Here is a 23,655-nt window from a genome sequence, read left to right on the forward strand (position 1 = left end):
TATCCGGATCGCGGCAGGTGAGGACAGTCAACTACGCACTGTAGTGGTAGATCTCACCGCTGCTCGGAACCAGCGGAGAGCTGCCGGAGGCGCCGCGTCCGCCCCTGACCGACACCATCGGTTCACGGGAAAGGGAGCCACTACCGTCCGCACCGACGCCGCCCGGTCCATCGCGGAGGCGATGGCGACAGCCGGGGTGAAGCGGCTGGTCATCGTCAGCAACAGCGCCCGGGTCGCCGGACCTGGCGACGACTGGTTCACCCGCTTCGTGGTGAAGCCGCTCATCCTGCGCCCGCTCTTGCGGCACAGCCTGGCCGACATGGCCGCGGCCGAGCAGGTGGTCCGTGATTCGGCGCTGGATTGGACGGTCGTGCGCGCACCACACCTCACCGACAACGCGGCGAAAGGCTCCTACCGCACCGCGATGGAACGCAACGTGCTGTTCGGCGTCCGCGTCACCCGCGACGACCTGGCCACCTGCCTGCTCGACTCGGTCACCGACGGATCGGCGATCCGCAAGCACGTGAACATCGCGAACTGATCGCTACTTCACCTGTCGGTCCTCCGGCGTAGCGTGGGCGCATGGAGCCGACCTCCGAGGTGGTGACAGCGCGTCCGGCATCCGCGCTCGCCGCGTTCATCGACCGGTACGTCGGTTATCGCATGTCCGGGTTCTCGGCGGGAATCCATCGGGGGTTGCCGTCGCGGCACATGACTTTCATCGTCGCGATCGGACCCACGATCGACGTCGTCGAGCAGACCGACCCGCGACAGTCGCCGCAGAACTACCGGTGCGTGCTGAGCGGCCTGCAAGCGAGCACGGCACTGATCGCGCACGGCGGTCATCAGGAAGGCGTGGCCGTGTCGCTCACGCCGCTCGGTTGCCGGGTCTTGTTCGGCATGCCCGCGGCGGCACTGTGGGACACGTCGGTCGAATTCGCCGACGTCGTGGGACCCGTCGGATCGGAGCTGTGGGAGCGGTTGCAGTACGCGCCGAGCTGGCCGGAGCGTTTCGGCGTCTGCGATCGGGTGCTCTCGGCGCTGGCTGATCCGGACCGCGCGGTCGGTCCCGCACTCACCTGGGCGTGGCGTGCGGTGGTCGGTTCCGGCGGCGGCATCGCGGTCGGCCCGCTGGCCGAGGAAATCGGTTGGAGCAGACAGCATCTGACGCGGCGGTTCAATCGGGAGTTCGGCTTGAGCCCGAAGCTCGCGGCCAGGATCACCCGATTCGAACGGGCCCGCCGGATGCTCGCACACACGCCGTCCTACGTCACCATCGCCCAGGTGGCCGCCACGTGCGGGTACTACGACCAGGCCCATCTGGATCGCGACTTCGCCGGCCTCGCCGGGACCAGCCCGACGGCGTGGCTGGCCGAGGAGGTTCCATCCGTCCAAGCCCCGGACGAGTCCGCCGGATGACGATGAACGCATGACGAATCCGACAGAAACCAGCACCCGCACCGCGGTCTGGCCCACACTCACCTTCCGTGATGCCCGCGCGATGGCCACCTTCCTGGTCGAGGCGTTCGGCTTCCGGGAGGCCGCGCTCTACACCCGCGAGGACGACCCGTCGATCGTCGAGCACGCGGAACTGCGCTGGCCGTTGGGCGGCGGTGTCATGTTCGGCTCGGCAGGCAAGGACGACAGCCCCTTCAGCGCCCGCCCGACCGGCACCGACTCGGTCTATCTCGTCTGCGAGGAGCCCGACGCGCTGTTCGCCCGCGCCACCGCCGCGGGCGCCGAAGTGGTCCGTGGTCTGCGCGACGAGGAGTACGGCTCACGCGGCTTCACGGTCCGCGACCGGGAGGGCAACCTCTGGAGCTTCGGCACCTACTGGGGCGCCTGATCGGCCCGGCGACAAACCCCTTCCCAGAGCGCGACCGCGGCCCGGCGACGACCTCCGCCCGGCCGCGGTACCGCGCCGATGAAGCGAAGCCGCCACCGGTCACCGCCCGCCGAACCCCGACATCGCGATGCCCCGGATGAACGCGCGCTGGGCCACCGCATAGATCAGCAGCAGTGGGAGCAGGATGACGACCGCGGCGGCCATGAGGATCGGCCACTGGGTGTAGTACTGGCCTTGCAGCCGGACCAGACCCAGTGTCGCGGTGGCGACGTCGTCGCGCTGGATCATGACCAGCGGCCAGAGGAAGTCGTTCCACACGGTGATCCAGGTGAGCACGGCGAGCACCATCGAAGCCGGACGGGTGTGCGGCAGCAGGACCCGCCAGTAGACCTGCCAGGTGGAACAGCCGTCGAGGATGGCGGCCTCCTCGAGTTCCTCGGGCAGCGTGCGGAAGAACTGCCGCATCAGATACGTGCCGAACGCGCTGCCGAACAGGCCGGGCACGATCATCGCCCACGGGGTGTCCACCCAGCCGAACGCCCGCATCAGCAGGAACTGCGGGATCACCGTCACGGTCAGGGGCACCATCAGCGTCGCGAGGTAGGCGAGGAACAGCATGTCGCGCCCGCGAAAGCGCAGGCGCGCGAACGCGTAACCGGCCAGTGAGCAGAAGAAGACCTGTCCCGCCGTGACACACAGCGCGTAGATCGTGGTGTTGAGCAGCATCCGCCCCATCGGCAGCAGCTCGAAAACTTTCCCGTAGTTCGACCACTGCGGCCGCTGCGGGAGGAAGGCCGCGTCGACGATCTCGCCGTCCCGCTTCAGCGAGCCGGACACCGCCCAGAGGATTGGCAACAGGGCGCACCACGCGATGCCGACCAGCACCGCGTATATCGCGATCCCGCGCACCGCTCGCCGCACGATTGCCCGGTCGACGCGACCGACCACGGCGAACGCGCGGTCGCGCCGGACCGGCAGCGCGCGCCGCACCACCTCGCAGGTGTTCACTGCTCCACCTCCGACCGCCGGGCCATCCGCAGTTGTACCAGCGTCAGCAGGAACAGGATCGCGAAGATCACCCAGGCGAGCGCGGAGGCGTAACCCACCTCGTAGAAGCCGAACGCGTTCTGGAACAGCATGATCCCCAGCAGGTAGGTTCCCGTCTCCGGTCCCCCGTTACCGCCGGTCAGCGCGTATGCCTGGTCGAACGCCTGCACCGAATTGATGATCGTGATGATGAAGACGAACGACAGCGGTCCCCGGATCAGCGGCACGGTGATCGCGGAGAACCGCCGCAGCGCCCCGGCTCCGTCGATCTTCGCGGCCTCGTAGAGCGTCTCCGGCACGCCCTGCATGGCGGCGAGCAGGATGACCGTCGCGAACGGCACGCTCTTCCACACGGTGACGATACCGAGCGAGATCAGGGCCCAGTCCGGGTCGGTCAGCCAGGGCACCGCGCCGATGCCGATCCAGCCGAGCGCGACGTTCAACAATCCGTCGTCGGTGAACAGGAACCGCCACACCACCGCCATCGCGACCGCCGAGGCGACCAACGGGAGAAAAGCGATGGTGCGAAATATGCCGATACCGCCCAGCTTTCGATTCAGCGCGGCGGCGACGGCGAGACCGATCAGCACCGTGGGCACCAAGGTCAACAGCGTGAAAACGGTGGTGTTGCGAATTGCGATGAGAAACAACGGGTCCGAGGTGAACAACCGCCGGTAGTTGTCCACACCGACAAATCGCATGGGGCTGAACAGGTCCCACGAATGAAAACTCAGATAGAGCGAAAAACCCAACGGGAACAACAGGAAAATCGCGACGGCCGCCACGTTCGGCGCGACGAATGCCCAACCGGCCCGCTCGCGCCGCCGCGCCAATCGGGACGCGACACGCGCTTTGCCGGGTGTTTGCGATCGCCGCGCTCCCGTCATGGCGTCTCCAGCAGGGCGTCGACGTCGGAGGCGAAACGACCGTTCAAGGAGGCGGCGCTCGCGGCGCCGCGCAGCACTCGGTTGGAGCCGCGTTCGAGCAGGGCGGAGACCTTTCCCCAGGCCGGGGTGACCGGCAGCGGGCGGGAACTGGCCGGACCGGCGGTGAACACCTCCAGATTGCGGATGGCACGGTGCGCGGCGGCGAATCCCGGCGAGTTCATCGCGGACTCGAGCACCGGAACGAACAGTCCGGACGCGGCGATGATCGCCTGCCCCACCGGCCCGGTCGCGAATTTGACGAACTCCCAGGCCTGTTCGACGCGCGGGCTGTCCGCGGCGATGGCCAGCCCCGTACTGCCGACATCGGTGATGGCCCCTGGGCCGCCGTGTGGGCCGACCGGCAGCACCGTGACGTCGATCGGGAGATCGTCGTGCCCGGCGAATTCGGAATACAGCCAGTGCCCGCCCAGCGCCATCGCGGCACGGCCCCGCCGGAACAGATCGGGAGCCGAGACGGAGAGCGTATCGGCGGCTTTCGGCGCCACCCGGTGGCGTACGGCCAGATCGGCGTAGAACTGGAATCCTTCGGCGAACCGCGGATCGCCGAGGTTGGTCCTGGTGGGGTTCACCGAGGGCGAGAACCATTCGGCGCCGTTGTTCATGCCGAAACAGGCCGCCGAGAAGTACGGCACCCAGGCGTCGGCGAAGCCCCACCGGGTTCGAGACGAGTCGTGCCTGGTCAACGCCTGGGCAGCGGCCAGGAACTCGTCGAACGACCAGGCGTCGCGCCAACGGGCGGGCGGGGCGATTCCGGCTTCGTCGAACAGCGCCCGGTTGTAGTACACGAACACGCCGGACCACTGCTCGGGCAAGGCGTACTGCCCGCCCGTGTAGGTGAAGGTGTCGTACAGCGCCGGGTAACTGTCGGCGCGGAGCTGGGCGGCGTACCGGGGATCGCGGTCGAGCAGAGTGTTCAGATCGAGCAGCACGCCGCGCTCCGCCAGCCCCGAATAGGTCAGCTCCCACGCCATCAGCACGTCCGGGCACTTGCCGCCCGCGCAGTAGGTGAGCATCTGTTGCAGCGGGTCGGGCCCCGACATGATGGTGCGAATCCCGATGTCGGAATGCAGCTTCCGGAATTCATCGATGATCTTCAGCCGGACCCGGGCCTCTTCCGGCCTGGCCTGGAAGAAGAAGGTCAGCGCGTCGTCATCGGAGCCGCACCCGCCGCTCGCCAGCAGCGGCGCGGCCAGCGCCGAGGCGAGCAGCGTCCGGCGACGGACCCGGGCGACGGGATTCGCACGCAACACAGCCCTCCTCCGGGGCGGATGTGGAGCTCATCGAACCGCATGGCAGCATACGTTCGGCAATCACATGGTGACGGCCGACACATGAACAATATTTCACGGTGCCCGCCCGGCGTCCGGAATCGGCACGACGGCGCCCACCGATCGGATACGTTGTCACGTGTTTCAGCAAGATCCTGCGCGTTTTACAGGAGAGTAGGCAGATGGCGACAATCGAATATCTGCGGACCGACCCCGATCTGCCGCCCGTCGGCGTGGTCGACAAGTCCCCGATCACACCGGCCAAAAAACTGATCTTCGCCGGGATCGCCGTACTCGGCGCCATAGCCTGGGCGGTGCTCGCCATCTCACGGGGCGAATCGGTGAACGCGGTGTGGATCGTGATCGCGGCGGTGAGCACCTACATCATCGCGTACCGGTTCTACGCCAGGTTCATCGAACGCAAGATCGTCAAACCACGCGACGACCTGGCCACGCCCGCCGAAATCCTGGAGAACGGCAAGGACTACATGCCGATGGACCGGCGGGTGCTCTACGGGCACCACTTCGCCGCCATCGCCGGTGCCGGTCCGCTGGTCGGTCCGGTGCTGGCCGCGCAGATGGGCTACCTGCCGGGGACCATCTGGATCGTGGTCGGCGTGGTGCTGGCCGGCGCCGTGCAGGACTACCTGGTGCTGTGGGTCTCGATGAAGCGGCGCGGGCGCAGCCTGGGGCAGATGGCCCGCGACGAGCTGGGCGTGATCGGCGGCTGGTCGGCCATCGTCGGCGTGCTGGTGATCATGATGATCCTGCTCGCGGTGCTCGCGCTGGTGGTCGTCAACGCGCTCGCGCACAGCCCGTGGGGCGTGTTCTCGATCGGCATGACCATTCCGATCGCGCTGTTCATGGGTGTGTACCTGCGGTTCCTGCGGCCCGGCAAGGTCGGCGAGGTCTCCGTGCTCGGGTTCGCCATGCTGCTGCTCGCCATCGTCGGCGGCGGCTGGGTGTCGGAAACCGACTGGGGCGCGGACTGGTTCACGCTCTCGCCGGTGACCATCTCCTGGCTGCTGATCGCCTACGGCTTCGTCGCCTCGGTGCTTCCGGTGTGGCTGCTGCTGGCCCCGCGCGACTACCTGTCGACGTTCATGAAGGTCGGCACGATCGTGCTGCTCGCGGTCGGCATCCTGGTCACGCTGCCGGTGCTGCACGCGCCCGCCGTCTCGTCGTTCGCCTCCAGCGGCACCGGACCGGCCTTCGCGGGCTCGCTGTTCCCGTTCCTGTTCATCACCATCGCCTGCGGCGCGCTGAGCGGCTTCCACGCGCTGGTCTCCTCCGGCACCACGCCGAAACTGCTGGAGAAGGAATCGCACGCGCGGATGATCGGCTACGGCGGCATGCTGATGGAGTCGTTCGTCGCGGTCATGGCGATCATCACCGCCTCGATCATCGACCAGCACCTGTACTTCGCGATGAACGCGCCGCTCGGTCTCACCGGCGGCACGGCGGAGAAGGCCGCGGCCTACACCAACAGCCTCGGGCTCAGCGGTCCCGCGATCACTCCCGCCGAGCTGAGCCAGGCCGCGAGCGATGTCGGCGAATCATCGATCATCTCCCGCACCGGCGGCGCGCCGACGCTGGCGGTCGGCATCTCCGAGGTGTTCCACCAGTTCCTCGGCGGCGCGAGCATGAAGTCGTTCTGGTACCACTTCGCGATCATGTTCGAGGCGTTGTTCATCCTCACCACCATCGACGCGGGCACCCGGGTGGCGAGGTTCATGCTCTCCGACGCGCTCGGCAACTTCGGCGGTGCGGCGAAGAAGTTCCGCGATCCGTCCTGGCGGATCGGCGCGTGGCTGTGCTCGGCCGTCGTGGTGGGCGCGTGGGGTTCGATCCTGCTGATGGGCGTCACCGATCCGCTGGGCGGCATCAACACGCTGTTCCCGCTGTTCGGCATCGCCAACCAGCTGCTCGCGGCCATCGCGTTGACCGTGGTGCTGGTGATCGTGGTGAAGAAGGGCCTCGCGAAATGGGCCTGGATCCCGGCGATTCCATTGGTCTGGGACCTCCTGGTGACCATGACGGCGTCCTGGCAGAAGATCTTCTCCGCCGATCCCAAGCTCGGCTACTGGAAGCAGCACAGCATCTGCCAGGCCGCGCAGGAGGCCGGGAAGCTGTGCCTGACGGCGAAGACGCAGGACGATATGAACGCGATCGTGCGCAACACCTTCATCCAGGGCACACTGTCGATCGTGTTCGCGGTACTGGTGCTGATCGTGGCCGTGGTCGGCGCGCTGGTGGCCTTCCGCGCCTGGCGCTCCGGGGAGACGACGACCACCGAGACGCCGGAACAGCCGTCGAAGATCTTCGCGCCCAGCGGGTTCGTCGCGACCGCGGCGGAAAAGGAAGTCCAGCAGCAGTGGGACGAGTTGATCGCGGCCGGTAAGGTGCGCGCCTCCGGCGCGGCACCCGTACACGCGCAATGAGCGACTCCGCGATGCAGGGCGCCGAACGGTCCGCGCGACCGGTCGGCGCCCGGCTGCGCGCCGCGGCCCGCGCCTGCGGCGACGCGGTACTAGCTGGCGTCTGGTACTTCGACTCGATCCTGGGCGGGCAGGACTACCAGCGCTACGTGGAGCACTTGCGGCGCGAGCATCCGGATTGCGCCGTGCCCACCGAGCGCGAGTACTGGCGCCAGCGGCATGCCGAGGCGGATCGCAATCCCGCCAACCGGTGCTGCTGACCGGATAAGTATTTCTGCGCGCGTCGCCACATACCGGTTCGGTAGTTCCCACAAGTGTCGACCGGGCAACCGTTGTGCGATGTGATGGCCGTCGTGCGAGGTCGGGAGTACCACCAGCGATGGTGGCCGATTCCCGCTAGCACGGGTTCGCCGCAGCTGCCATTGTGGTGTGCGTGACGATCACGGCATTGGATTTCGAACGTTGCTACCGGGCGGTGTCGACCCGGGACTCGCGATTCGACGGGCAATTCTTCACCGCGGTGCGAACCACCGGAATCTATTGCCGCCCTTCGTGTCCGGCGATCACGCCGAAACGGGCCAACGTGTCGTTCCTGCCGACCGCCGCCGCGGCACAGCAGGCGGGCTACCGCGCCTGCCGCCGCTGTCTGCCGGACGCGGCGCCCGGCTCGCCGCTGTGGAACACGAGGGCGGATCTGGCCGCGCGTGCGATGCGATTGATCGGTGACGGCGTGGTCGAGCGGGCCGGGGTGCCCGGGCTGGCCGCCACGCTCGGCTATTCCCAGCGGCAGCTCACCCGGGTGCTGACCACCGAACTCGGCGCGGGGCCGCTGGCGCTGGCCAGGGCGCACCGTGCGCACACGGCGCGACTGCTGATCCAGACCACCGCGATGCCGATGTCCGACATCGCGTTCGCGGCGGGTTTCGCCTCGATCCGCCAGTTCAACGACACGGTGCGCGAGGTCTTCGCGGTCAGTCCCACCACCATGCGGCTCGAAGCGCAGCGCGCGAAGACCGGCGCGCCCGCGCGTCCCGTGCTGTCCGGCAGCGGATCGCTCACGCTGCGGCTGCCCTACCGGGAGCCGCTCGACCGAGCTTGGCTGGAATGGTTCCTGTCCGCGCACGTGGTGCCGGGCATGGAGCTGTGGGAGGACCGCACCTACACCAGGAACCTGCGCACGCCACATGGGCACGCCACCGCGCGGTTGAGCTTCCAGCGCGACCATGTGCGAGCGGAGCTGTCCCTGCACGACATGCGCGATCTCGCACCCACGGTGACGAGGCTGCGGCACCTGCTCGACCTGGATGCCGACCCGGTCGGAGTCGATGAAGCACTCGGCGTCGCGCCCACGCCGCGCGGCGGTTCCGCGAAACGGCCGCCGGAGCAGGCCGCCGAATATCTGCCGGACGCGGGAGCGGGGCCGCCGCCCGAGAGCGAAGCGTTGCCCGACATGGACCCGGGCGAGGTGGGTCGTCCGTCGTTCACCCCCGGTATCCGCGTGCCCGGATGCGTGGACGGCGCCGAACTGTTGTTGCGCACCATGATCGGACAGCAGATCTCGGTATCCGCCGCGGCGACGCACACCGCGCGCCTGGTCGAGGCGCTCGGCGAACGGGTGGACGGGCCGATCCCGCTGCTGTTCCCGGCGCCGGAGCTGATCGCCGCACGTGGCGCCGAGGTCTTGACCGGACCGGCGCGGCGTGTCCGTTCCATCATCGCGGCCGCCGAGGCGCTCGCCTCCGGCGAGCTGGCGCTGCACCAGGGGCGCACCGCCGCCGACCTGCGCCGCGACCTACTCGCCCTGGACGGCGTCGGGCCGTGGACGGCCGACTACGTGACCATGCGCCTGCTGGCCGATCCGGACGTCCTGCTCGGCACCGACCTGGTCGTCCGCCGCGGCGCGAGCCTGCTCGGCATCGACCTGACGGATACCGCCCGCTGGGCGCCGTGGCGGTCGTACCTGTCCATGCACCTGTGGAAAACGGCACTGACCAACCGCGCCACACCTTCCGATGTCCCCGCGCTCGCCACCACGAAAGGCAGTGTCGAACCATGAACGCCAGCATCGCCGTCCGTACCGACCTCGTCGGCGCCTCCACCGCCACAGCGGATTTCGCCGTTACGGAGACACCCCTCGGTCCGTTCACCACACTCGTCGACTCCGACGGCGCGGTACTGGCCTCCGGCTGGACTTCCGACGCGGAAAACCTGCGCGGCCTGATCCATCCCACCTTGCGGCCCGGCCGATTGCGGCAGCGAGATTCGCTGGGGGAGGTGACCGGCGCCGTCACCGCCTATCACGCAGGCGATCTCACCGCGATCGACCCGATTCCCGTTCGCCAGCAGTCCGGGGAATTCCTCGTGCACGCCTGGGAAGTACTCCGCGCCGTCCCGGCGGGCAGCCCACTCACCTACACCGAATTCGCCGCTCGCGCCGGCCGCCCCGACGCCACCCGCGCCGCGGCCAACGCCTGTGCCCGCAACGCCGCCGCTCTCTTCGTGCCCTGCCACCGGATCCTGCGCATCGGCGGCGCACTCGGCGGCTTCCGCTGGGGGTTGCCGGTCAAACGGTGGTTGCTCGACCACGAGGGGTGAGCGGAGAAGGCAGCTGCGGACGGAGGTCAGCCCTGCGGAGTTATGCGGGTTGTCCCGCGCTGATGCCTCGGCGGAAGTCCGTTCGAGCGACGGAAAACCGGGCAGGGCGTCGATGATCTCGGTCCGCCTTTCCGGCGGGGCACCGAGCAGGGACACGGGTAGTCCGCCGACTCATGTCCTGTCCCGCGACCACCGCCCGCAGAAGCTCACGCCCGCAAGCCCGGTATCGCCAACGCTGCGTGGGACGGGCTGGACGCTATCGGGCCGGAAGCAGCCCGCGCTCAGGCGATGGTCGCCTGGAGGTGGGAGCCGTCGCGGCCGCGCACGACGTGCAGGCGGCTGGGGATGCGCTGGCGCATCTCGTCCACGTGGCTGACCACGCCGACCACGCGGCCGCCCGCACGGAGGTCGTCCAGGACGCCCATGACGGCGTCGAGGGTGTCGGCGTCCAGGCTGCCGAAACCCTCATCGATGAACAGGGTGTCGAGCACGAGGCCACCGGATTCGGCGGCGACGGTGTCGGCAAGGCCGAGCGCCAGCGAGAGGGAGGCCATGAAGGTCTCGCCGCCGGACAGCGTCTTGGCCGGGCGGATGGCTCCGGTGTAGTCGTCGCGGATGTCCAGGCCGAGGCCGCCTCGTCGACCGCGCGGTCCGGCCTTGTCCGAGTGGACGAATTCGTATCGACCGCCGGACATCCGGCGTAGTCGCAGCGATCCCGCTTGAGCGACCTCTTCCAGGCGGGCGGCCAGAACGTAGGAGTGCAGCGACATGCGGCGGTTGTTCGCACCACGCCCGGCGACCAGGTCGGCGAGACCGTCGAGTTCCTCGAACGCTCGCTGTGCCGGGGCGATCCGGTCCACGGCGGCCCAGAGCTGGCCGCCGAGCTCCTCGAGCTGGCTCGCTCGCCTGCTCGCCTCGGCATGGGCGGCCACCGCGGCGTTGAGCGCGGCCTGCGCGGCCGTCACCAGCGCGTCGAGTTCGGCCGGATCGCCGGGCTCCTGCTCCGACGCCGCTCGGATCTCCGGTTCCGCCAGCACCGCTTCCGCCGCGGCACGGGCACGGTCGGCGGTGACCAGTTCCGCTTCGATCTCGGCCTGCCGTCGCGGATCACGCGACGCGGCGTTGACGACTTTCGCGTAGGCGGTCAAGCGTGCGACATCGTCTCGCCCTGCGCTGTGAGCGCCGACGCCGAGAAGCGCCGGCTCCTCGGCGCCGACGAAACCCGAAGCCGCGGCCGTCTCACCGGGCGGAGCCGAACCTACCCCGGACAGAGCCGCGCCCTCGGCGGCGGCAGTCGCGGAGCCAGGAGCCGACAGCAGACCGCCGCACTCACCTTCTGGCACGAAACCGGCTGCGCGAGCGAGGTTTTCGACACGATCAGCCATCAGGGACACCCGCTCACGCGCCGCCGTCGCTTCGGCGCGGGCATCGCGCAGGGCGGTCGCCTCGGCGACGAGGGCGGCGAGCCGGGCACGGCGGCGGTCGATGGTCTGGTCCGCGCCCGCCGCGCTGCGCAGCCGGTCGGTGAGTTCGGCGAGGCGCTTCTCGGTCGAGTCGACGGTGGCGGCCACCGCGCTGCGGCGCGCTTCGGATGCGCGCAGTTCGTCGTGCAGGCGCGCCTCGTCGTCGCGCAGACGTGTGAGTTCGGCTTCCAGCCCATCGGCGTTGGCGGCCGACTCCGCGGTGTCCTCGTAACGGTCGGTCGCGGCGCGCAGTGCCGCGGCGAGTTCGACACGGTCGGTGTCGCCGCCGCGCGCGACCAGCGCTTCGATCTCGCGCTCCAGGCCGGTGATGCGAGCCAGTGCGCGATCACGAGTGTCCTCCGCGGCGCGCTCGGCCGCCGCCGCGGCCTCCTCCTCGTCCTTGGACACCGCGCTGTCGGTCGGCTGGGCGGGTGCGGGATGCCGCGTCGAACCGCAGACCGAGCAGGGACTTCCGTCGACCAGTTCGCCGGCCAGTTCGGCGGCCATTCCGCTCAACCTGCGCTCCCGCAGGTCCAGCACGAGTTCTTTGGCGTCGAGATGCGCGGCGCGGGCGGCGTCGAACTCGACGCGGGCGTGATCGAGCGCGGTGCGCCGGGCGGCCAGCTCGACGGCGGCCGTGGCGGCGGCCTGCAACCGTTCGGTCTCGGCGGTGATGCCGGGCAGTGCGGCGACCGCTTCGGTGGCCTCGCGCAGCCTGGCCTCGGCCACGGTGAGCGCGGCGGGCAGTTCCTCGCGCCGCGCGGCGAGCTCGGCGACGCGCCGGGCCAGCCTCGCGTCCTCGGTGCGCAGGGCGTCGAGTTCACCGCCGAGCCGGGTGGCGGTGGCCACGTCGGTCCGCACTTCGTCCAGCGCGCCGATCTGCGCGCTCCAGCGTTGGATCGCCGTGTCGATATCGGCGTTGTCGCGGACCCGATCGCCGTCGACCAGTTCGGCGCCGCCGAGTTCGGCGCTCGCCGGTTCCAGCAGGCGGGCCGCGAGTCGCGTTGCCGCCGTCCGCTTGTCGCTCTCGCGCCTGCGTTGGTTCTGCACCGCCGTACGCGCTTCGTCGATGGCGGCGGTGACCGGCTCGGCCCGGCGGGCGAGGTCGAGCTCGGCTTGCAGCGCGGCGCGCCGCTCGGCGCCCGCGGCGTAGTCGTCCAGTTGCGCGCGCGCCGCGCTCATGCGGCGACGCAGTTCGTGCAGCCGGCGCTGCTGTTCGGCCTGCTCCCGGACGCGCGCCGATTCCTGTTGGCACCGTTCGACCTCCGCCACGGCAGCGGCCAGATCGGCTCGCGCGGTGGCAAGCAGATCCTGCGACCACCCGACGCACTCGCCCGTACCGACCGAATCCGCGACTCCCGCGGCCATGCCCACCTGCGTGATCAGCCGCTTGATGCCGTCGGTACGAGCGTCCAGATCCGCTTCGGCGGCGCGGCGTTTGTCGGCGAGCCACTGCTCGGCGGTGCCGAAACGCCGTGTGTCGAAGAGTTTTTCGAGCAGTTTCTCGCGATCTTCGTTGTCCGCCCGCAGGAAGCGAGCGAAGTCACCCTGGGGCAGCAGGACCACCTGGAAGAACTGGTCGGCGCTCATGCCGAGCAGGCGCAGCACCTCGTCGCCGATATCCGGTATGCGGGAGAGGTTCTCCCCTCGGCCGTCCAGCCAGGTCAGCGTCGCCTTCGGATTGATCGTGCGCATGCCGGTGCCGTCCCGCTTGGGCCGCTGGAACTCGGGGCTCCTGGTCAGCCGCACTCGCCGCCCGCCCAAGGTCGCCTCCAGCACCACCTGCGGCGGTGTGTGCTCCGGTGCGTGATCGGAGTGCAGCCGCTTGCTCTCCCCGCGTGCGCCGGGAACCCGGCCGTAGAGCGCGAACGCGATGGCGTCCAGAACCGTGGTCTTGCCCGCGCCGGTCTGGCCGTGCAGCAGGAACAACCCGTCGGCGCCGAGCGCGTCGAAGTCGACGACCGTGGTGGCGGCGAACGGGCCGAACGCGGTCATCTCCAGCTTGTGCAGCCTCATGCCGCCGCGCCTACGCCCGGACTCGGCAGGGCGCTCATGCGGTCAGTTCCTCCGCCGCGGCCACCGTGGCCACCTGCTCCGGTTCGGCGACGGCGGCGGCCAGCGCCCGCTCCAGCCAGGTCATCTCGCTCGAGCTGGGTGCGCCGCGGACGTCGGTGAGGAAGCTGTGGGCGACTTCGATGTCGCGGCGGCCGTGCACCCGCTCACGGTAGCGCAGGTCCGGGCTGCCCTCGGGCCGCATCCATTCGACGTGCACCGCGTAGGGGAACCGCTCACGCAGTTTGCGCATGGCGTCGACCGGGCGGGCGACGTCGGTGAGCACGGCGGACACGTAGTGCTCCTCGGCCGCGCCGTACTCAGCGCCGCTCAGCAACTCGTCCAGGGTGCCGGTCAGCTTGCTCAGGCCACGGACCGTCGGCAGGTCCCGGCGGCGCACATCGTGCAGGCCGGCCGCATCCAGTTCGACGATCCAAACCGCCTTGCGATGCGCATTCTCGCCGAACGAATACGGCAGCGGCGAGCCGGAGTAGCGGACCGCCTCCGCGAGCGTCTGCGGTGAATGCAGGTGGCCGAGGGCCACGTAGTCGATGCCGTCGAAAGCGGCCAGCGGGACCGTCTCCACGCCGCCGACCGAGATGGAGCGCTCCGATCCGGTGGCTTCCCCGCCGACCACGAAGGCGTGCGCCAGCACCACCGTCCGCACCCCTGGCCGCCGCGCGATGTCGGCACGCACCCGCGCCATGGCCGCGTCCAGGATCTCGGCGTGCGAGCGTGCTTGCGGCACTTCGAGTTCGGCGCGGGTGATCTCCGGTTCCAGGTAGGGGATGCCGTAGAACGCCACCGGCCCGTGCTCGTCCTCCAGCAGCACGGGCCGGTCGGCGTCGGCCACGGTGGTGCGCAGATGCAGCCCGCCCGCCGCGGCGAAGCTCGCGCCCGCGCCCAGCCGTGCGGGCGAATCGTGGTTGCCCGAGGTGGCGACGATCCGGGCTCCCGCGGCGCGGATCGCCTCGAATCCCCGGTTGCACACCGCGATCGCGTCGGCGCTGGGGATCGACCGGTCGTACACGTCACCCGGTAGCACCACCACATCGACCGACTCCTCGGCCACCAGCTCCGCGATGGCGTTCAGTGAACGAGCCTGGTCGGCAAGCAGATCGACCCCGTGGAACGTGCGCCCGATGTGCCAGTCCGAGGTGTGCAGCATCCGCATGCCGCGAAACCGTAGGGCAAGGCACCGACAGACTTCAATCGCCCCCGCCCGCTGTGCCGGATTCGCCCAGCACAGGCCCGGCGTGTCCACTGGAGTTCGAGCGGGCAGGTCCCGGTTCGGCAACGAGCCGAAACCTCGCGCATCTCTTGGTCTCCCAAACCCGGTGACATGGGCCGATCCGGATGCCGGAAGCCGAACAGGTATGCGGAATACTCGGCAACGCGCTGGCCCAGCCGGTTTCCGACGCGATGCCGGGCGGTTGCCGAATACTCGTTCTTGTCGGTGACGTACGGCACTATCTGCGCTATGACCGCACCGATGCTCGTCGCCTTGACGCTGGTGTTCGCCGCCGGTTTCGGCCTCGGCTGGCTGGGCCGCGCGGCGCGGGCCGGGCATCGCGCGGCGGCGGCCGAGGCGCGGCTCGCGGTGGCCGCGGACAACGAACGGCTGCTGCGGCAGTCGCTCACCGCGGCCAACGAGGATGCCGCGCGCAGGCATTCGCATGCCGTCGGGGCGCTGGTGGAACCCCTGCGCGCGGCGGTGGGGGCGCTGAACGAGCACATCCAGCAGGTCGAGCGGCAGCGGCTGTCGGCGTATTCGAGCCTGCGCGAGCAGGTCGCGAGCATGCAGCGCACCTCGCACCAGCTCACCGGGCAGACCGGTCAGCTGGTCGCGGCGCTGCGCGCGCCGCAGGTACGGGGACGATGGGGCGAGATCCAGCTGGAGCGGGTGGTCGAGCTGGCCGGGATGACCAGGCATTGCGATTTCCAGACCCAGGTGAGCCGCACCGGTCGCGGCGCCGACGACCGCACGGTGCGACCCGATCTGGTGGTGCGCCTGGCGGGCGGCAGGCACATCGTGGTGGACGCCAAGGTGCCGTTCGCCGCCTACCTGGACGCCTGCGGCACCGACGACCCCGACCTGCGCGCCGAGCTGCTCGGCAGGCACGCCAGACATCTACGCGCGCATGTCGACCAGCTGTCGGACAAGGCGTACTGGGCCGCCTTCGACCCCGCGCCGGAATTCGTGGTGCTGTTCGTGCCCGGCGATCCGTTCCTGGACGCCGCCCTGACCACCGACTCCGAGCTGCTGGAGTACGCGTTCGGCCGCAATGTGATCCTCGCTACTCCGACCACCCTGATCGCGTTGCTGCGCACCATCGCCTTCGGCTGGCGGCAAGAGGCGCTGTCCAGGGACATGGCCACGGTGCAGCGTCTCGGCCGCGAGCTGTATCGCCGGCTCGGCATGACGGGAAAACACCTGGACCGGCTGGGAGCGCAACTCGGCAGGGCCGTCGAGGCTTTCAATGACACCGTGGCCTCGGTGGAGTCGCGGGTGATGGTCACCGCGCGCAAACTGCACGAGCTGGAGATAGCCGAGCAGGAAGTGCCCGAGATAGGGCGCGTGGATTCCCGGCCTCGCGTGGTGAGCTTCGCCGACGCGGGCGAGTAACCGGGAGTATGGCCGTGCCGCCACGCCGCCGCGAGCGGCGGCAACTAGTGTGCATATCGTGGCTGCTTCCGAACGTGTGCGATCCCGGGTGCCCGCGCCGCAACGCTCGATCCTGCCGTCGGTGCCGGGGATCCCGGTCGGCGCGGCGATCCTGATCGCGGTTGCCTGCACGTTTCTGGGATTCCTGATCGATGCCAGCGGCGGCAGTGCCGAGCTGACCGGCACGTTCGCCGCGCTGTACGTCGTCGGCTGTGTGGCGGCCGTCGCCGCCGTCCGCTACCGGGGCTTGTTCAGCACGATGGTGCTGCCGCCACTGCTGCTGTTCGTCGCCGTGCCACTGGCCTATCAGCAGCTCACCGGCCGCGACTCGACCTCGATCAAGGACATCCTGCTCAACCTGGCGATCCCGCTGGTGAACCGGTTCCCGACCATGGCGCTGGCCACGGTGGTGGTCCTGTTGATCGGTGGCGCCCGGATCTACCAGCACCGCCGCGAAGAGGGAGCCGACAAGCCGCTGTCGTCACGCCGGGGCGACAGCTGGGGCAAATCGCCTGCGAAGAAGAGCAGGCCCGGCCGTTCGTCCCGCGGCCCCGCGGATCCGTCGCGCCGCAAAACCCGCCGCCCGAAGGACGAGCCCGCCGAGCCGGAGTCGGTCGACGCGGACCACCAGCCCGCTTCGCGGCCTACCCGCCGACCGGCGGCGCAAGTAGCCGATGCGCCGCCGCGCGTCGCCCCGTCCCGGCCGCGTGAAGGACGGACGCCCGCCCGGGGCGCCGCCCGCCCGACCGCCGCCATGCCGCGGCCCGAAGGTGAACCACCGCGCGGCGCGAGCCGCCGCCGCGATGCGCCGCCGCATCCCCAGCCCAATGTGCGCTATCGGGAACGCGATTCGAACCGCCCGGAGCGGCGCAGGCCGGAAAACCTGTAGGCGGAGCCGCCACGGGCCGACAGCAGCGGGCCGGGCCTCAGCGCCGGGCGTCGCGCAATTCGCGGGGAAGGGCGAAGACGAGGGTCTCGTTGGCCGTGGTGACCGGCTGGACGTCGCCGTAGCCGTGTTCGGCCAGCATGTCCAGCACGCCGCGGACCAGGATCTCGGGCACCGAGGCGCCCGAGGTGATGCCGATCGTGCGAACACCCTCGAGCCAGGCCGGGTCGATCTCGCGCGCGAAGTCCACCAGGTGCGCGGCCTTTGCGCCCGCACCGAGCGCCACCTCCACCAGGCGCACCGAGTTCGACGAGTTGCGCGAGCCGACCACGATCACCAGATCGCATTCCGGCGCCATCGCCTTCACCGCGACCTGGCGGTTCTGCGTGGCGTAGCAGATGTCGTCGCTCGGCGGGTCCTGCAGAGCGGGGAAGCGCTCGCGCAGCCGCTGCACCGTCTCCATCGTCTCGTCCACGCTCAACGTGGTCTGCGAGAGCCAGATCACCTTCGACTCGTCGCGCACGCTGACCTGGTCCACCGCTCCGGGCCCGTCGACCAGCTGGACGTGCTCGGGCGCCTCGCCCGCGGTGCCCTCGACCTCCTCGTGGCCCTCGTGACCGATCAGCAGGATGTCGTAGTCGTCACGGGCGAACCGCTTCGCCTCCTGGTGCACCTTGGTCACCAGCGGGCAGGTGGCATCGATGGTGTGCAGGCTGCGCTCGGCGGCCGACGCGTGCACCGCGGGCGACACGCCGTGCGCGGAGAACACGACGACCGCGCCCTCCGGGACCTGGTCGGTCTCGTCGACGAAGATCACGCCGCGCTCGCGCAGCGTCTCCACGACGTGCCGGTTGTGCACGATCTCCTTGCGGACGTAGATGGGGGCACCGTGCTTCTCCAGCGCCTTCTCCACGGTTTCGACCGCCCGGTCCACGCCGGCGCAGTACCCGCGCGGCTCCGCGAGCAGCACGCGTTTTCCGCCGTCGGCGAGGGCGCTTCCGGCGCCTGCCGAGCGGGCGATTCCGACGTTCAAGGGAATGGCCGAAGACATGCCCACAGGATACGTGCGACCCGGGATCGCGCCACGTGCGGGAGTTGCCCGTCACACCAGGGTGAACTCGCCCCGCAGCGGCGGGAAGGCGGACACGGCCGCGCCGACGACCGGCCGCCGCGATTGTCTCGGACACTCCTGCCGGGGTCTATTCTCCGCACTATGAGCACTCCGCCACGCGATTCCCGCCGAGCGGCGGTGCGCCGCAACCGGTGGATGGCCGGACGGCGCGCGCCCCTCCTTTGCATACCACACCATTTCGGGCAGGCTAGGACCATGTTTCGACCACCCTTTCTGGCCCGGGTCGCCGCAGGCGCGGCCGTATACGCCCTCGAGGAATCCCGCCGGCTACCAACGGCGGCAATGAATTTCCCGATCACGGCCATCAGTCAGGTACTGCAGACGACGATGCACGTTCAGCAGTTCGTCACCAGTCTGGCCCTGAAGGGCGACGCGGTTTTCGACCGTTTGTCCAACCGCCCGGTCGAGCAGCCGGAGTGGGCCACCTTCGACGAGGACCTCGCCGACGACCCGAGCCCCGGCACGCTGCGCACCAGCCGATTCGACCTCTACACCGCCGACGATCCCGAGCCGTCCCTCGCTCCCGAGTCCTTCGCCACGGACGACACCCACACCGGTGCGACCAACGGTCATGTCGCCTCGGTGACGCCGATCGGCGAACCACCGGCCGAAGAGCCGGACCCGGCCGACCCGGCACCGGCTGACCCGGACACCGATCCCGAGCCCGCCGCGGAGGCGCCCGTCATCGCCGAACCGGAAGTCGCCACCCGTTACGACTACGCCAACATGACCCTGGCCCAGTTGCGCGCCCGCCTGCGCCTGCTGACGATCGATGACCTCACCGCGCTGCTGGAGTACGAGCAGCACACCCGCGCCAGGGCGCCGTTCGTCACCATGCTCACGAACCGGATCGCCACTGTGCAGGCCCAGTGACCGAACCCCGGACACCCTCGACGCCGACGGCTGGCCGGGAGACCTCCGGCCAACCCGCCGCACCGGCCAACTCCGCCGAGCACCCGTGGCCGGTGCGTTCGGTCTCCATCAAGGTCGCCCAGTGGATCGACCGGCTCGGCAGCATCTGGGTGGAGGGCCAGATCACCCAGATCAATCTTCGTCCTGGCACGCGCACCGCGTTCCTGGTGCTGCGCGACCCGTCCGCCGACATGTCGCTGTCGGTGACCTGCGATCCCGACCTCATCCGGAATTCCCCTGTTCCCCTGCAAGAGGGCAGCCGGGTGGTCGTCTACGGCAAGCTCTCCTTCTTCACCGGGCGCGGCACGATCTCGCTGCGCGTCCTGGAGATCCGGCCGGTCGGCATCGGTGAACTGCTGGCCCGCATCGAACGGCTGAAGGCGCTGCTGGACGCCGAGGGCCTGTTCGATCCCCGGCTCAAGCGCCCGATCCCGTTCCTTCCCGGCACCATCGGCCTGATCACCGGCCGCGCGAGCGCCGCCGAGCGCGATGTGCTGAGCGTCGCTCGCAATCGCTGGCCCGCGGTGCGTTTCGAGGTCCGCAACACCGCCGTGCAGGGGCCGACCGCGGTAGCGCAGATGCTCACGGCGCTGGCCGAACTCGATCGGCATCCCGACGTCGACGTGATCGTGCTCGCCCGCGGCGGCGGCAGCGTGGAGGACCTGCTGCCGTTCTCCGACGAGGCGCTCTGCCGCGCCATCGTGGCCGCGACCACGCCGATCGTGAGCGCGATCGGCCACGAACCGGACAATCCGCTCAGTGACTTCGTCGCCGATCTGCGCGCGGCGACGCCGACCGACGCCGCCAAACGAATCGTCCCGGATGCCGCCGCCGAACTGGCCTGCATCCGGGAATTGCGCGAACGCACCGCAGCCGCCCTGCGGGGCTGGGTCGACCGGGAGACCAAGGCGCTCGCCCAGCTGCGGTCGCGGCCCGTGCTGGCCGACCCGCTGCGCGAGATCGATCGCCGCCGCGAAGAGGTCGAACGCCTGCGCACGGCCGCGCACCGCTGCGCCGAGCAGTTCATCCGCACCGAAGCCACCGCCACCCGGCATCTGCGCGAGAAACTCACCGCCGTCGGCCCGGCCGCCACGCTGGCCCGTGGTTACGCTGTCGTCCAGCGGGTCACCGGGCGGGAACGCGAGGTGGTGCGTTCGATCGACGACGCGCCCGCGGGCAGCCAGCTGCGCATCCGGGTCGCCGACGGCGCCATCTCGGCCGCCGCGCTCGGCACCAAGGCCCTCGGCGTGAAGAACACCGACACAGGGAGGAACTGATTTGGCCGAGTCCGGCAAGCCCACGGGAACCGACGGGACGGGCGCCGACCCGGCCGACGACGCCGCCGAGATCGCCGGTTTCGGCTACGAACGCGCGCGCGACGAACTCGTCAACGTCGTCAAGATCCTCGAGCAAGGCGGTCTCGACCTGGACGAATCCCTCGCACTGTGGGAGCGCGGCGAGGCGCTGGCCAACCGCTGCGAAGAACATCTGGCGGGTGCGCGCAAGCGTGTCGAGGACGCGCTGCACCGCACCGATCTGGAGCGGCGGGAATGACCATCCGCCGCGCCACGCCCGACATCCGCACCGACGACCTGGCCGCCAGCCGCGACTTCTACCGGCTGCTCGGCTTCCAGGAGGCGATGGACCTGGGCTGGGTGGTGACGATGGCCTCGCCGTCCAACCCGACCGCCCAGGTGCTGCTCGTCGGTCCGGACGCCGAACAACTCCAGCCGGACATGAGCGTGGAGGTGGACGACGTCGACGCCGTGCACGCGGCGGTGACCGCCGCGGGCGCCGAGGTCGTCTACCCGTTGCGCGACGAGCCGTGGGGCGTGCGCCGCTTCTTCGTCCGAGACCCGAGCGGGACCATCGTCAACGTGGTGAGCCACCGCTGACGACGGCCCCGGGCCTCGTCAGTGCGACGCGGCCGCGGCGCGGAACCGTGCGATGCCGTCCGCGCTGCTCACCCGCTCGAATCCGGCTTTCTCCAGCACTCGCACCGACGGCGGATTCGACAGTTCCACATCGGCGTGCACCGCGCGAACGCCCGGCGCGGTGAACGCGTGCGCCGTGAGGACGACGGTGGCTTCGGTGGCGTAACCGCGACCGCGCCGCGAGGCGACGATGCCGTACCCGAGCTCGAGATCGCCGTCGGCGGGCGGCCAGAACAGCCCGATCGATCCGACGACGAGCCCGCTCGAGCGCTCGACGACGAGCCGGTGACCGAACGGCCCGAGCCAGGCTGGATGCGCCGCGAGCAGGCCGGCGATGACGCGATCGCCATCCGCCGGGAAATCCGCCGCCCACGCGGCGTCACGGCGGTCGTCGAGCACGGCGGCCGCCGCATCCGCGGTCCACGACCGCAGGATCAGCCGTTCGGTGCGCAGATCGGAGGAAAGGGAAACAGACACGTGATACTCCTGGTCGTCTAGGGAAGACCGGTCCGCGTCTGCGGGGAATCAGTGGCGCGCGAACCGGCGAAGGGCATGCGAAAGACGGCTGGGAGCAGCCATATTCATCGACCTCCGAAAACCGGTTCGGCACGTGTCTCGTACCGCGGCGAGCCTAACGAACGCGCGCCGCCGACGACAAGCGGATTTCAGGGCTTCAGCGGTTGCGCCGCCGTGATCGCCTCGGCGAGCGTGGTGAACGCCGCGTGGTTGCCCGCGCCGGTGATCAGCACGCGGGACCGACCGAGGTCGGTGATCCACGCGGTCTCCGAGCCCTGCTCGGCGTAGACGATCCACTTCTGGGCGCCGACCTGCTCGGTGCCGCTGGCGTAGCGTGACCCGAGCACGAACCTGGCCAGCGCCTCCTCGGTGGCGTTGCTCTGGGTGAACCGCATGTAGGTGCCCTGCGGCGTGATATAGCCGACCGTGCTGACCGGCCCGCCGCCGTTGCCGCCGATGGACTCGCGACTGCCGGAATTCGGCGTCCAGTCCGCGGGCAGGTCCGGGTTGCGAATCGGGAAGGGCAGGGAACGAGCGTCGGCGGTGAGCGCCGCGCGCGCGTCGAAATGCGGGATCTGCCCTTGCGTCGGACCGTTCGCGGCGAAACTGCACTGGCTGGCCAGCCCGGCGAACACCAGCGCGATCAGGACCAACGGGATCAGCGACCAGAACAGATCCCGGTAGTCGTTCAAGATGCGCGGCTTTTGGTACGACACGCTCCCAGTATCCACTCGTGCGGCGACGCAGCCCCGCGCACCCCGACACCACGAGCAGGGGTGTACGGCCGTGCCACATCGAATGAGACAATCGACCGGTACGTCCCGACGCACAGGAGGCACCCCGCAATGACGGCAACTTCCCCCACACCTAGCCGCCGCGAGGCGCCCGACCGCAACCTCGCACTCGAGCTGGTCCGCGTGACCGAGGCCGGGGCGATGGCCGCGGGCCGGTGGGTCGGTCGCGGTGACAAGGAAGGGGGCGACGGCGCCGCCGTCGACGCCATGCGGCAGCTGGTCAGTTCGGTGTCCATGCGCGGCATCGTCGTCATCGGCGAGGGCGAGAAGGACGAGGCGCCCATGCTGTACAACGGCGAGGCCGTCGGCGACGGGACCGGCCCCGAAGTGGACTTCGCGGTGGACCCGATCGACGGCACCACGCTGATGTCCAAGGGCGTCCCCGGCGCGATCTCGGTGCTGGCGGTCGCCGAGCGCGGCGCGATGTTCGATCCGTCCGCGGTCTTCTACATGCACAAGATCGCCGTCGGCCCCGACGCCGCCGATGTGATCGATATCTCGGCCCCGATCGCGGAGAACATCCGCCGCGTCGCCAAGGCCAAGCACTCCTCGAAGTCCGACATGACCGTCTGCATCCTGGACCGTCCCCGGCACGCCGAGCTCATCCAGCAGGTGCGTGCGGCGGGCGCCCGCATCCGCCTGATCTCCGACGGCGACGTCGCGGGCGCGATCGCCGCGGCCCGCCCCGACTCCGGCACCGACATCCTGGTCGGCATCGGCGGCACCCCGGAGGGCATCATCGCCGCCGCCGCGATGCGCTGTATGGGCGGTGAGCTGCAGGGCATGCTCGCGCCGAAGGACGACGAGGAGCGGCAGAAGGCCATCGACGCCGGCCACGACCTCGACCGCGTCCTGAGCACCGAAGACCTCGTCTCCGGTGAGAACGTGTTCTTCTGCGCCACCGGCGTGACCGACGGCGACCTGCTGCGCGGCGTGCGCTACTACGGCGGCGGCGCGTCCACCCAGTCGATCGTGATGCGCTCGAAGTCCGGCACGGTCCGCATGATCGACGCCTACCACCGCCTGACCAAGCTGCGCGAATACTCCTCGGTCGATTTCATCGGCGACGAACACGCGGTGCCGCCGCTGCCGTGATATTCGGCCGCGACTTCGTCGCGGCGCATGCTCGGTCTCGCTTCGCTCCAAATAGGGAGCTGGGG

Annotated in this window: 22 protein-coding genes; 14 read left to right on the forward strand and 8 right to left on the reverse strand. The window is 70.0% G+C overall.

Going from position 1 to position 23,655, the window contains the following annotated elements; all coding sequences use genetic code 11:
• Positions 1 to 7 precede the first annotated feature (7 nt).
• From ON21_RS37310 to ON21_RS23195, 3 genes are read left to right on the forward strand one after another with little or no spacing between them, the layout of a single operon-like run.
• Complete coding sequence (locus ON21_RS37310; protein ID WP_308417992.1) at positions 8 to 541, forward strand: NAD(P)-dependent oxidoreductase; 534 nt, start codon at positions 8 to 10, stop codon at positions 539 to 541.
• Positions 542 to 582: 41 nt separating this feature from the next.
• The gene (locus ON21_RS23190; protein ID WP_039800675.1) at positions 583 to 1,419 is read left to right on the forward strand and encodes a helix-turn-helix domain-containing protein; all 837 of its coding nucleotides are present in this window, start codon (positions 583 to 585) and stop codon (positions 1,417 to 1,419) included.
• Positions 1,420 to 1,429: 10 nt separating this feature from the next.
• Positions 1,430 to 1,846, forward strand: coding sequence for a VOC family protein (locus tag ON21_RS23195; protein ID WP_039800677.1), 417 nt, complete (start codon positions 1,430 to 1,432; stop codon positions 1,844 to 1,846).
• Positions 1,847 to 1,945: 99 nt separating this feature from the next.
• Here ON21_RS23195 and ON21_RS23200 read toward each other — a convergent pair whose 3' ends face one another.
• The 3 genes from ON21_RS23200 to ON21_RS23210 are packed head-to-tail and all read right to left on the reverse strand — an operon-like array spanning position 1,946 to position 5,087.
• A complete protein-coding gene (locus tag ON21_RS23200) occupies positions 1,946 to 2,794 on the reverse strand; it encodes a carbohydrate ABC transporter permease (RefSeq protein ID WP_039800749.1) in 849 nt (282 codons plus the stop codon).
• A 56-nt stretch (positions 2,795 to 2,850) separates the two neighbouring features.
• A complete protein-coding gene (locus ON21_RS23205; RefSeq protein ID WP_039800679.1) occupies positions 2,851 to 3,726 on the reverse strand; it encodes a carbohydrate ABC transporter permease in 876 nt (291 codons plus the stop codon).
• 50 nt (positions 3,727 to 3,776) lie between these two features.
• Positions 3,777 to 5,087: an ABC transporter substrate-binding protein gene (locus ON21_RS23210; protein ID WP_039800751.1), complete on the reverse strand. Its 1,311-nt coding sequence runs from the start codon at positions 5,085 to 5,087 to the stop codon at positions 3,777 to 3,779.
• A gap of 203 nt (positions 5,088 to 5,290) precedes the next feature.
• Between ON21_RS23210 and ON21_RS23215 the strand changes: the two genes are divergently transcribed.
• From ON21_RS23215 to ON21_RS23230, 4 genes are all read left to right on the forward strand, one after another.
• A complete protein-coding gene (locus ON21_RS23215) occupies positions 5,291 to 7,549 on the forward strand; it encodes a carbon starvation CstA family protein (RefSeq protein WP_039800681.1) in 2,259 nt (752 codons plus the stop codon).
• A gap of 11 nt (positions 7,550 to 7,560) precedes the next feature.
• Entirely contained in the window at positions 7,561 to 7,806 is a 246-nt protein-coding gene (locus ON21_RS23220) for a YbdD/YjiX family protein (protein ID WP_373281148.1), read from the forward strand.
• Positions 7,807 to 7,979: 173 nt separating this feature from the next.
• A complete protein-coding gene (locus ON21_RS36015) occupies positions 7,980 to 9,602 on the forward strand; it encodes a DNA-3-methyladenine glycosylase 2 family protein (RefSeq protein WP_373281147.1) in 1,623 nt (540 codons plus the stop codon).
• Positions 9,599 to 10,141 (forward strand): methylated-DNA--[protein]-cysteine S-methyltransferase, encoded by a 543-nt coding sequence (locus ON21_RS23230; protein WP_039800684.1) that lies wholly within the window; start codon positions 9,599 to 9,601, stop codon positions 10,139 to 10,141. The genes ON21_RS36015 and ON21_RS23230 overlap by 4 nt, the downstream gene beginning before the upstream one ends.
• 281 nt (positions 10,142 to 10,422) lie before the next feature.
• Here ON21_RS23230 and ON21_RS23235 read toward each other — a convergent pair whose 3' ends face one another.
• Together ON21_RS23235 and ON21_RS23240 are read right to left on the reverse strand one after the other, a co-directional pair.
• Positions 10,423 to 13,620 carry an AAA family ATPase gene (locus ON21_RS23235; RefSeq protein WP_039800685.1) on the reverse strand — a complete coding sequence of 1,066 codons (3,198 nt, stop codon included), beginning with the start codon at positions 13,618 to 13,620 and terminating at the stop codon, positions 10,423 to 10,425.
• 34 nt (positions 13,621 to 13,654) lie between these two features.
• Positions 13,655 to 14,830, reverse strand: a complete 1,176-nt coding sequence (locus ON21_RS23240) for an exonuclease SbcCD subunit D (protein WP_039800687.1) — start codon at positions 14,828 to 14,830, stop codon at positions 13,655 to 13,657.
• Positions 14,831 to 15,136: 306 nt separating this feature from the next.
• Here ON21_RS23240 and ON21_RS23245 point away from each other — a divergent pair, with 306 nt between their 5' ends.
• Positions 15,137 to 16,282: a DNA recombination protein RmuC gene (locus tag ON21_RS23245; protein WP_039800690.1), complete on the forward strand. Its 1,146-nt coding sequence runs from the start codon at positions 15,137 to 15,139 to the stop codon at positions 16,280 to 16,282.
• A gap of 58 nt (positions 16,283 to 16,340) precedes the next feature.
• Positions 16,341 to 17,210: a DUF6542 domain-containing protein gene (locus tag ON21_RS23250; RefSeq protein WP_218004135.1), complete on the forward strand. Its 870-nt coding sequence runs from the start codon at positions 16,341 to 16,343 to the stop codon at positions 17,208 to 17,210.
• A gap of 37 nt (positions 17,211 to 17,247) precedes the next feature.
• Here the strand turns inward: ON21_RS23250 and ON21_RS23255 are convergent, their stop codons facing one another.
• Positions 17,248 to 18,258: a 4-hydroxy-3-methylbut-2-enyl diphosphate reductase gene (locus ON21_RS23255; RefSeq protein WP_039800695.1), complete on the reverse strand. Its 1,011-nt coding sequence runs from the start codon at positions 18,256 to 18,258 to the stop codon at positions 17,248 to 17,250.
• A gap of 276 nt (positions 18,259 to 18,534) precedes the next feature.
• Between ON21_RS23255 and ON21_RS23260 the strand changes: the two genes are divergently transcribed.
• Genes ON21_RS23260 through ON21_RS23275 form a run of 4 tightly spaced genes read left to right on the forward strand, consistent with a single transcriptional unit; the run spans position 18,535 to position 21,146 of the window.
• Positions 18,535 to 19,212, forward strand: a complete 678-nt coding sequence (locus ON21_RS23260; RefSeq protein ID WP_039800698.1) for a lipid droplet-associated protein — start codon at positions 18,535 to 18,537, stop codon at positions 19,210 to 19,212.
• Positions 19,209 to 20,528: an exodeoxyribonuclease VII large subunit gene (xseA, locus tag ON21_RS23265; protein WP_039800701.1), complete on the forward strand. Its 1,320-nt coding sequence runs from the start codon at positions 19,209 to 19,211 to the stop codon at positions 20,526 to 20,528. Before ON21_RS23260 ends, xseA begins: the two co-directional genes overlap by 4 nt.
• A 1-nt stretch (position 20,529) precedes the next feature.
• Entirely contained in the window at positions 20,530 to 20,805 is a 276-nt protein-coding gene (locus ON21_RS23270; protein WP_039800703.1) for an exodeoxyribonuclease VII small subunit, read from the forward strand.
• Positions 20,802 to 21,146, forward strand: a complete 345-nt coding sequence (locus ON21_RS23275; RefSeq protein WP_039800705.1) for a VOC family protein — start codon at positions 20,802 to 20,804, stop codon at positions 21,144 to 21,146. Before ON21_RS23270 ends, ON21_RS23275 begins: the two co-directional genes overlap by 4 nt.
• A gap of 18 nt (positions 21,147 to 21,164) precedes the next feature.
• Here the strand turns inward: ON21_RS23275 and ON21_RS23280 are convergent, their stop codons facing one another.
• Complete coding sequence (locus ON21_RS23280; protein ID WP_039800708.1) at positions 21,165 to 21,662, reverse strand: GNAT family N-acetyltransferase; 498 nt, start codon at positions 21,660 to 21,662, stop codon at positions 21,165 to 21,167.
• Between the two features lie 188 nt (positions 21,663 to 21,850).
• On the reverse strand, positions 21,851 to 22,417 hold the full coding sequence (locus ON21_RS23285; RefSeq protein WP_039800710.1) for a DUF4245 domain-containing protein: 567 nt from the start codon (positions 22,415 to 22,417) through the stop codon (positions 21,851 to 21,853).
• A gap of 129 nt (positions 22,418 to 22,546) precedes the next feature.
• On the opposite strand from ON21_RS23285, the gene glpX reads away from it, so the two are divergent.
• Positions 22,547 to 23,590, forward strand: coding sequence for a class II fructose-bisphosphatase (gene glpX, locus ON21_RS23290; protein ID WP_039800712.1), 1,044 nt, complete (start codon positions 22,547 to 22,549; stop codon positions 23,588 to 23,590).
• Positions 23,591 to 23,655: the final 65 nt, after the last annotated feature.

It is taken from the genome of Nocardia araoensis NBRC 100135 (assembly GCF_000308435.1).
Classification (GTDB): domain Bacteria; phylum Actinomycetota; class Actinomycetes; order Mycobacteriales; family Mycobacteriaceae; genus Nocardia; species Nocardia araoensis.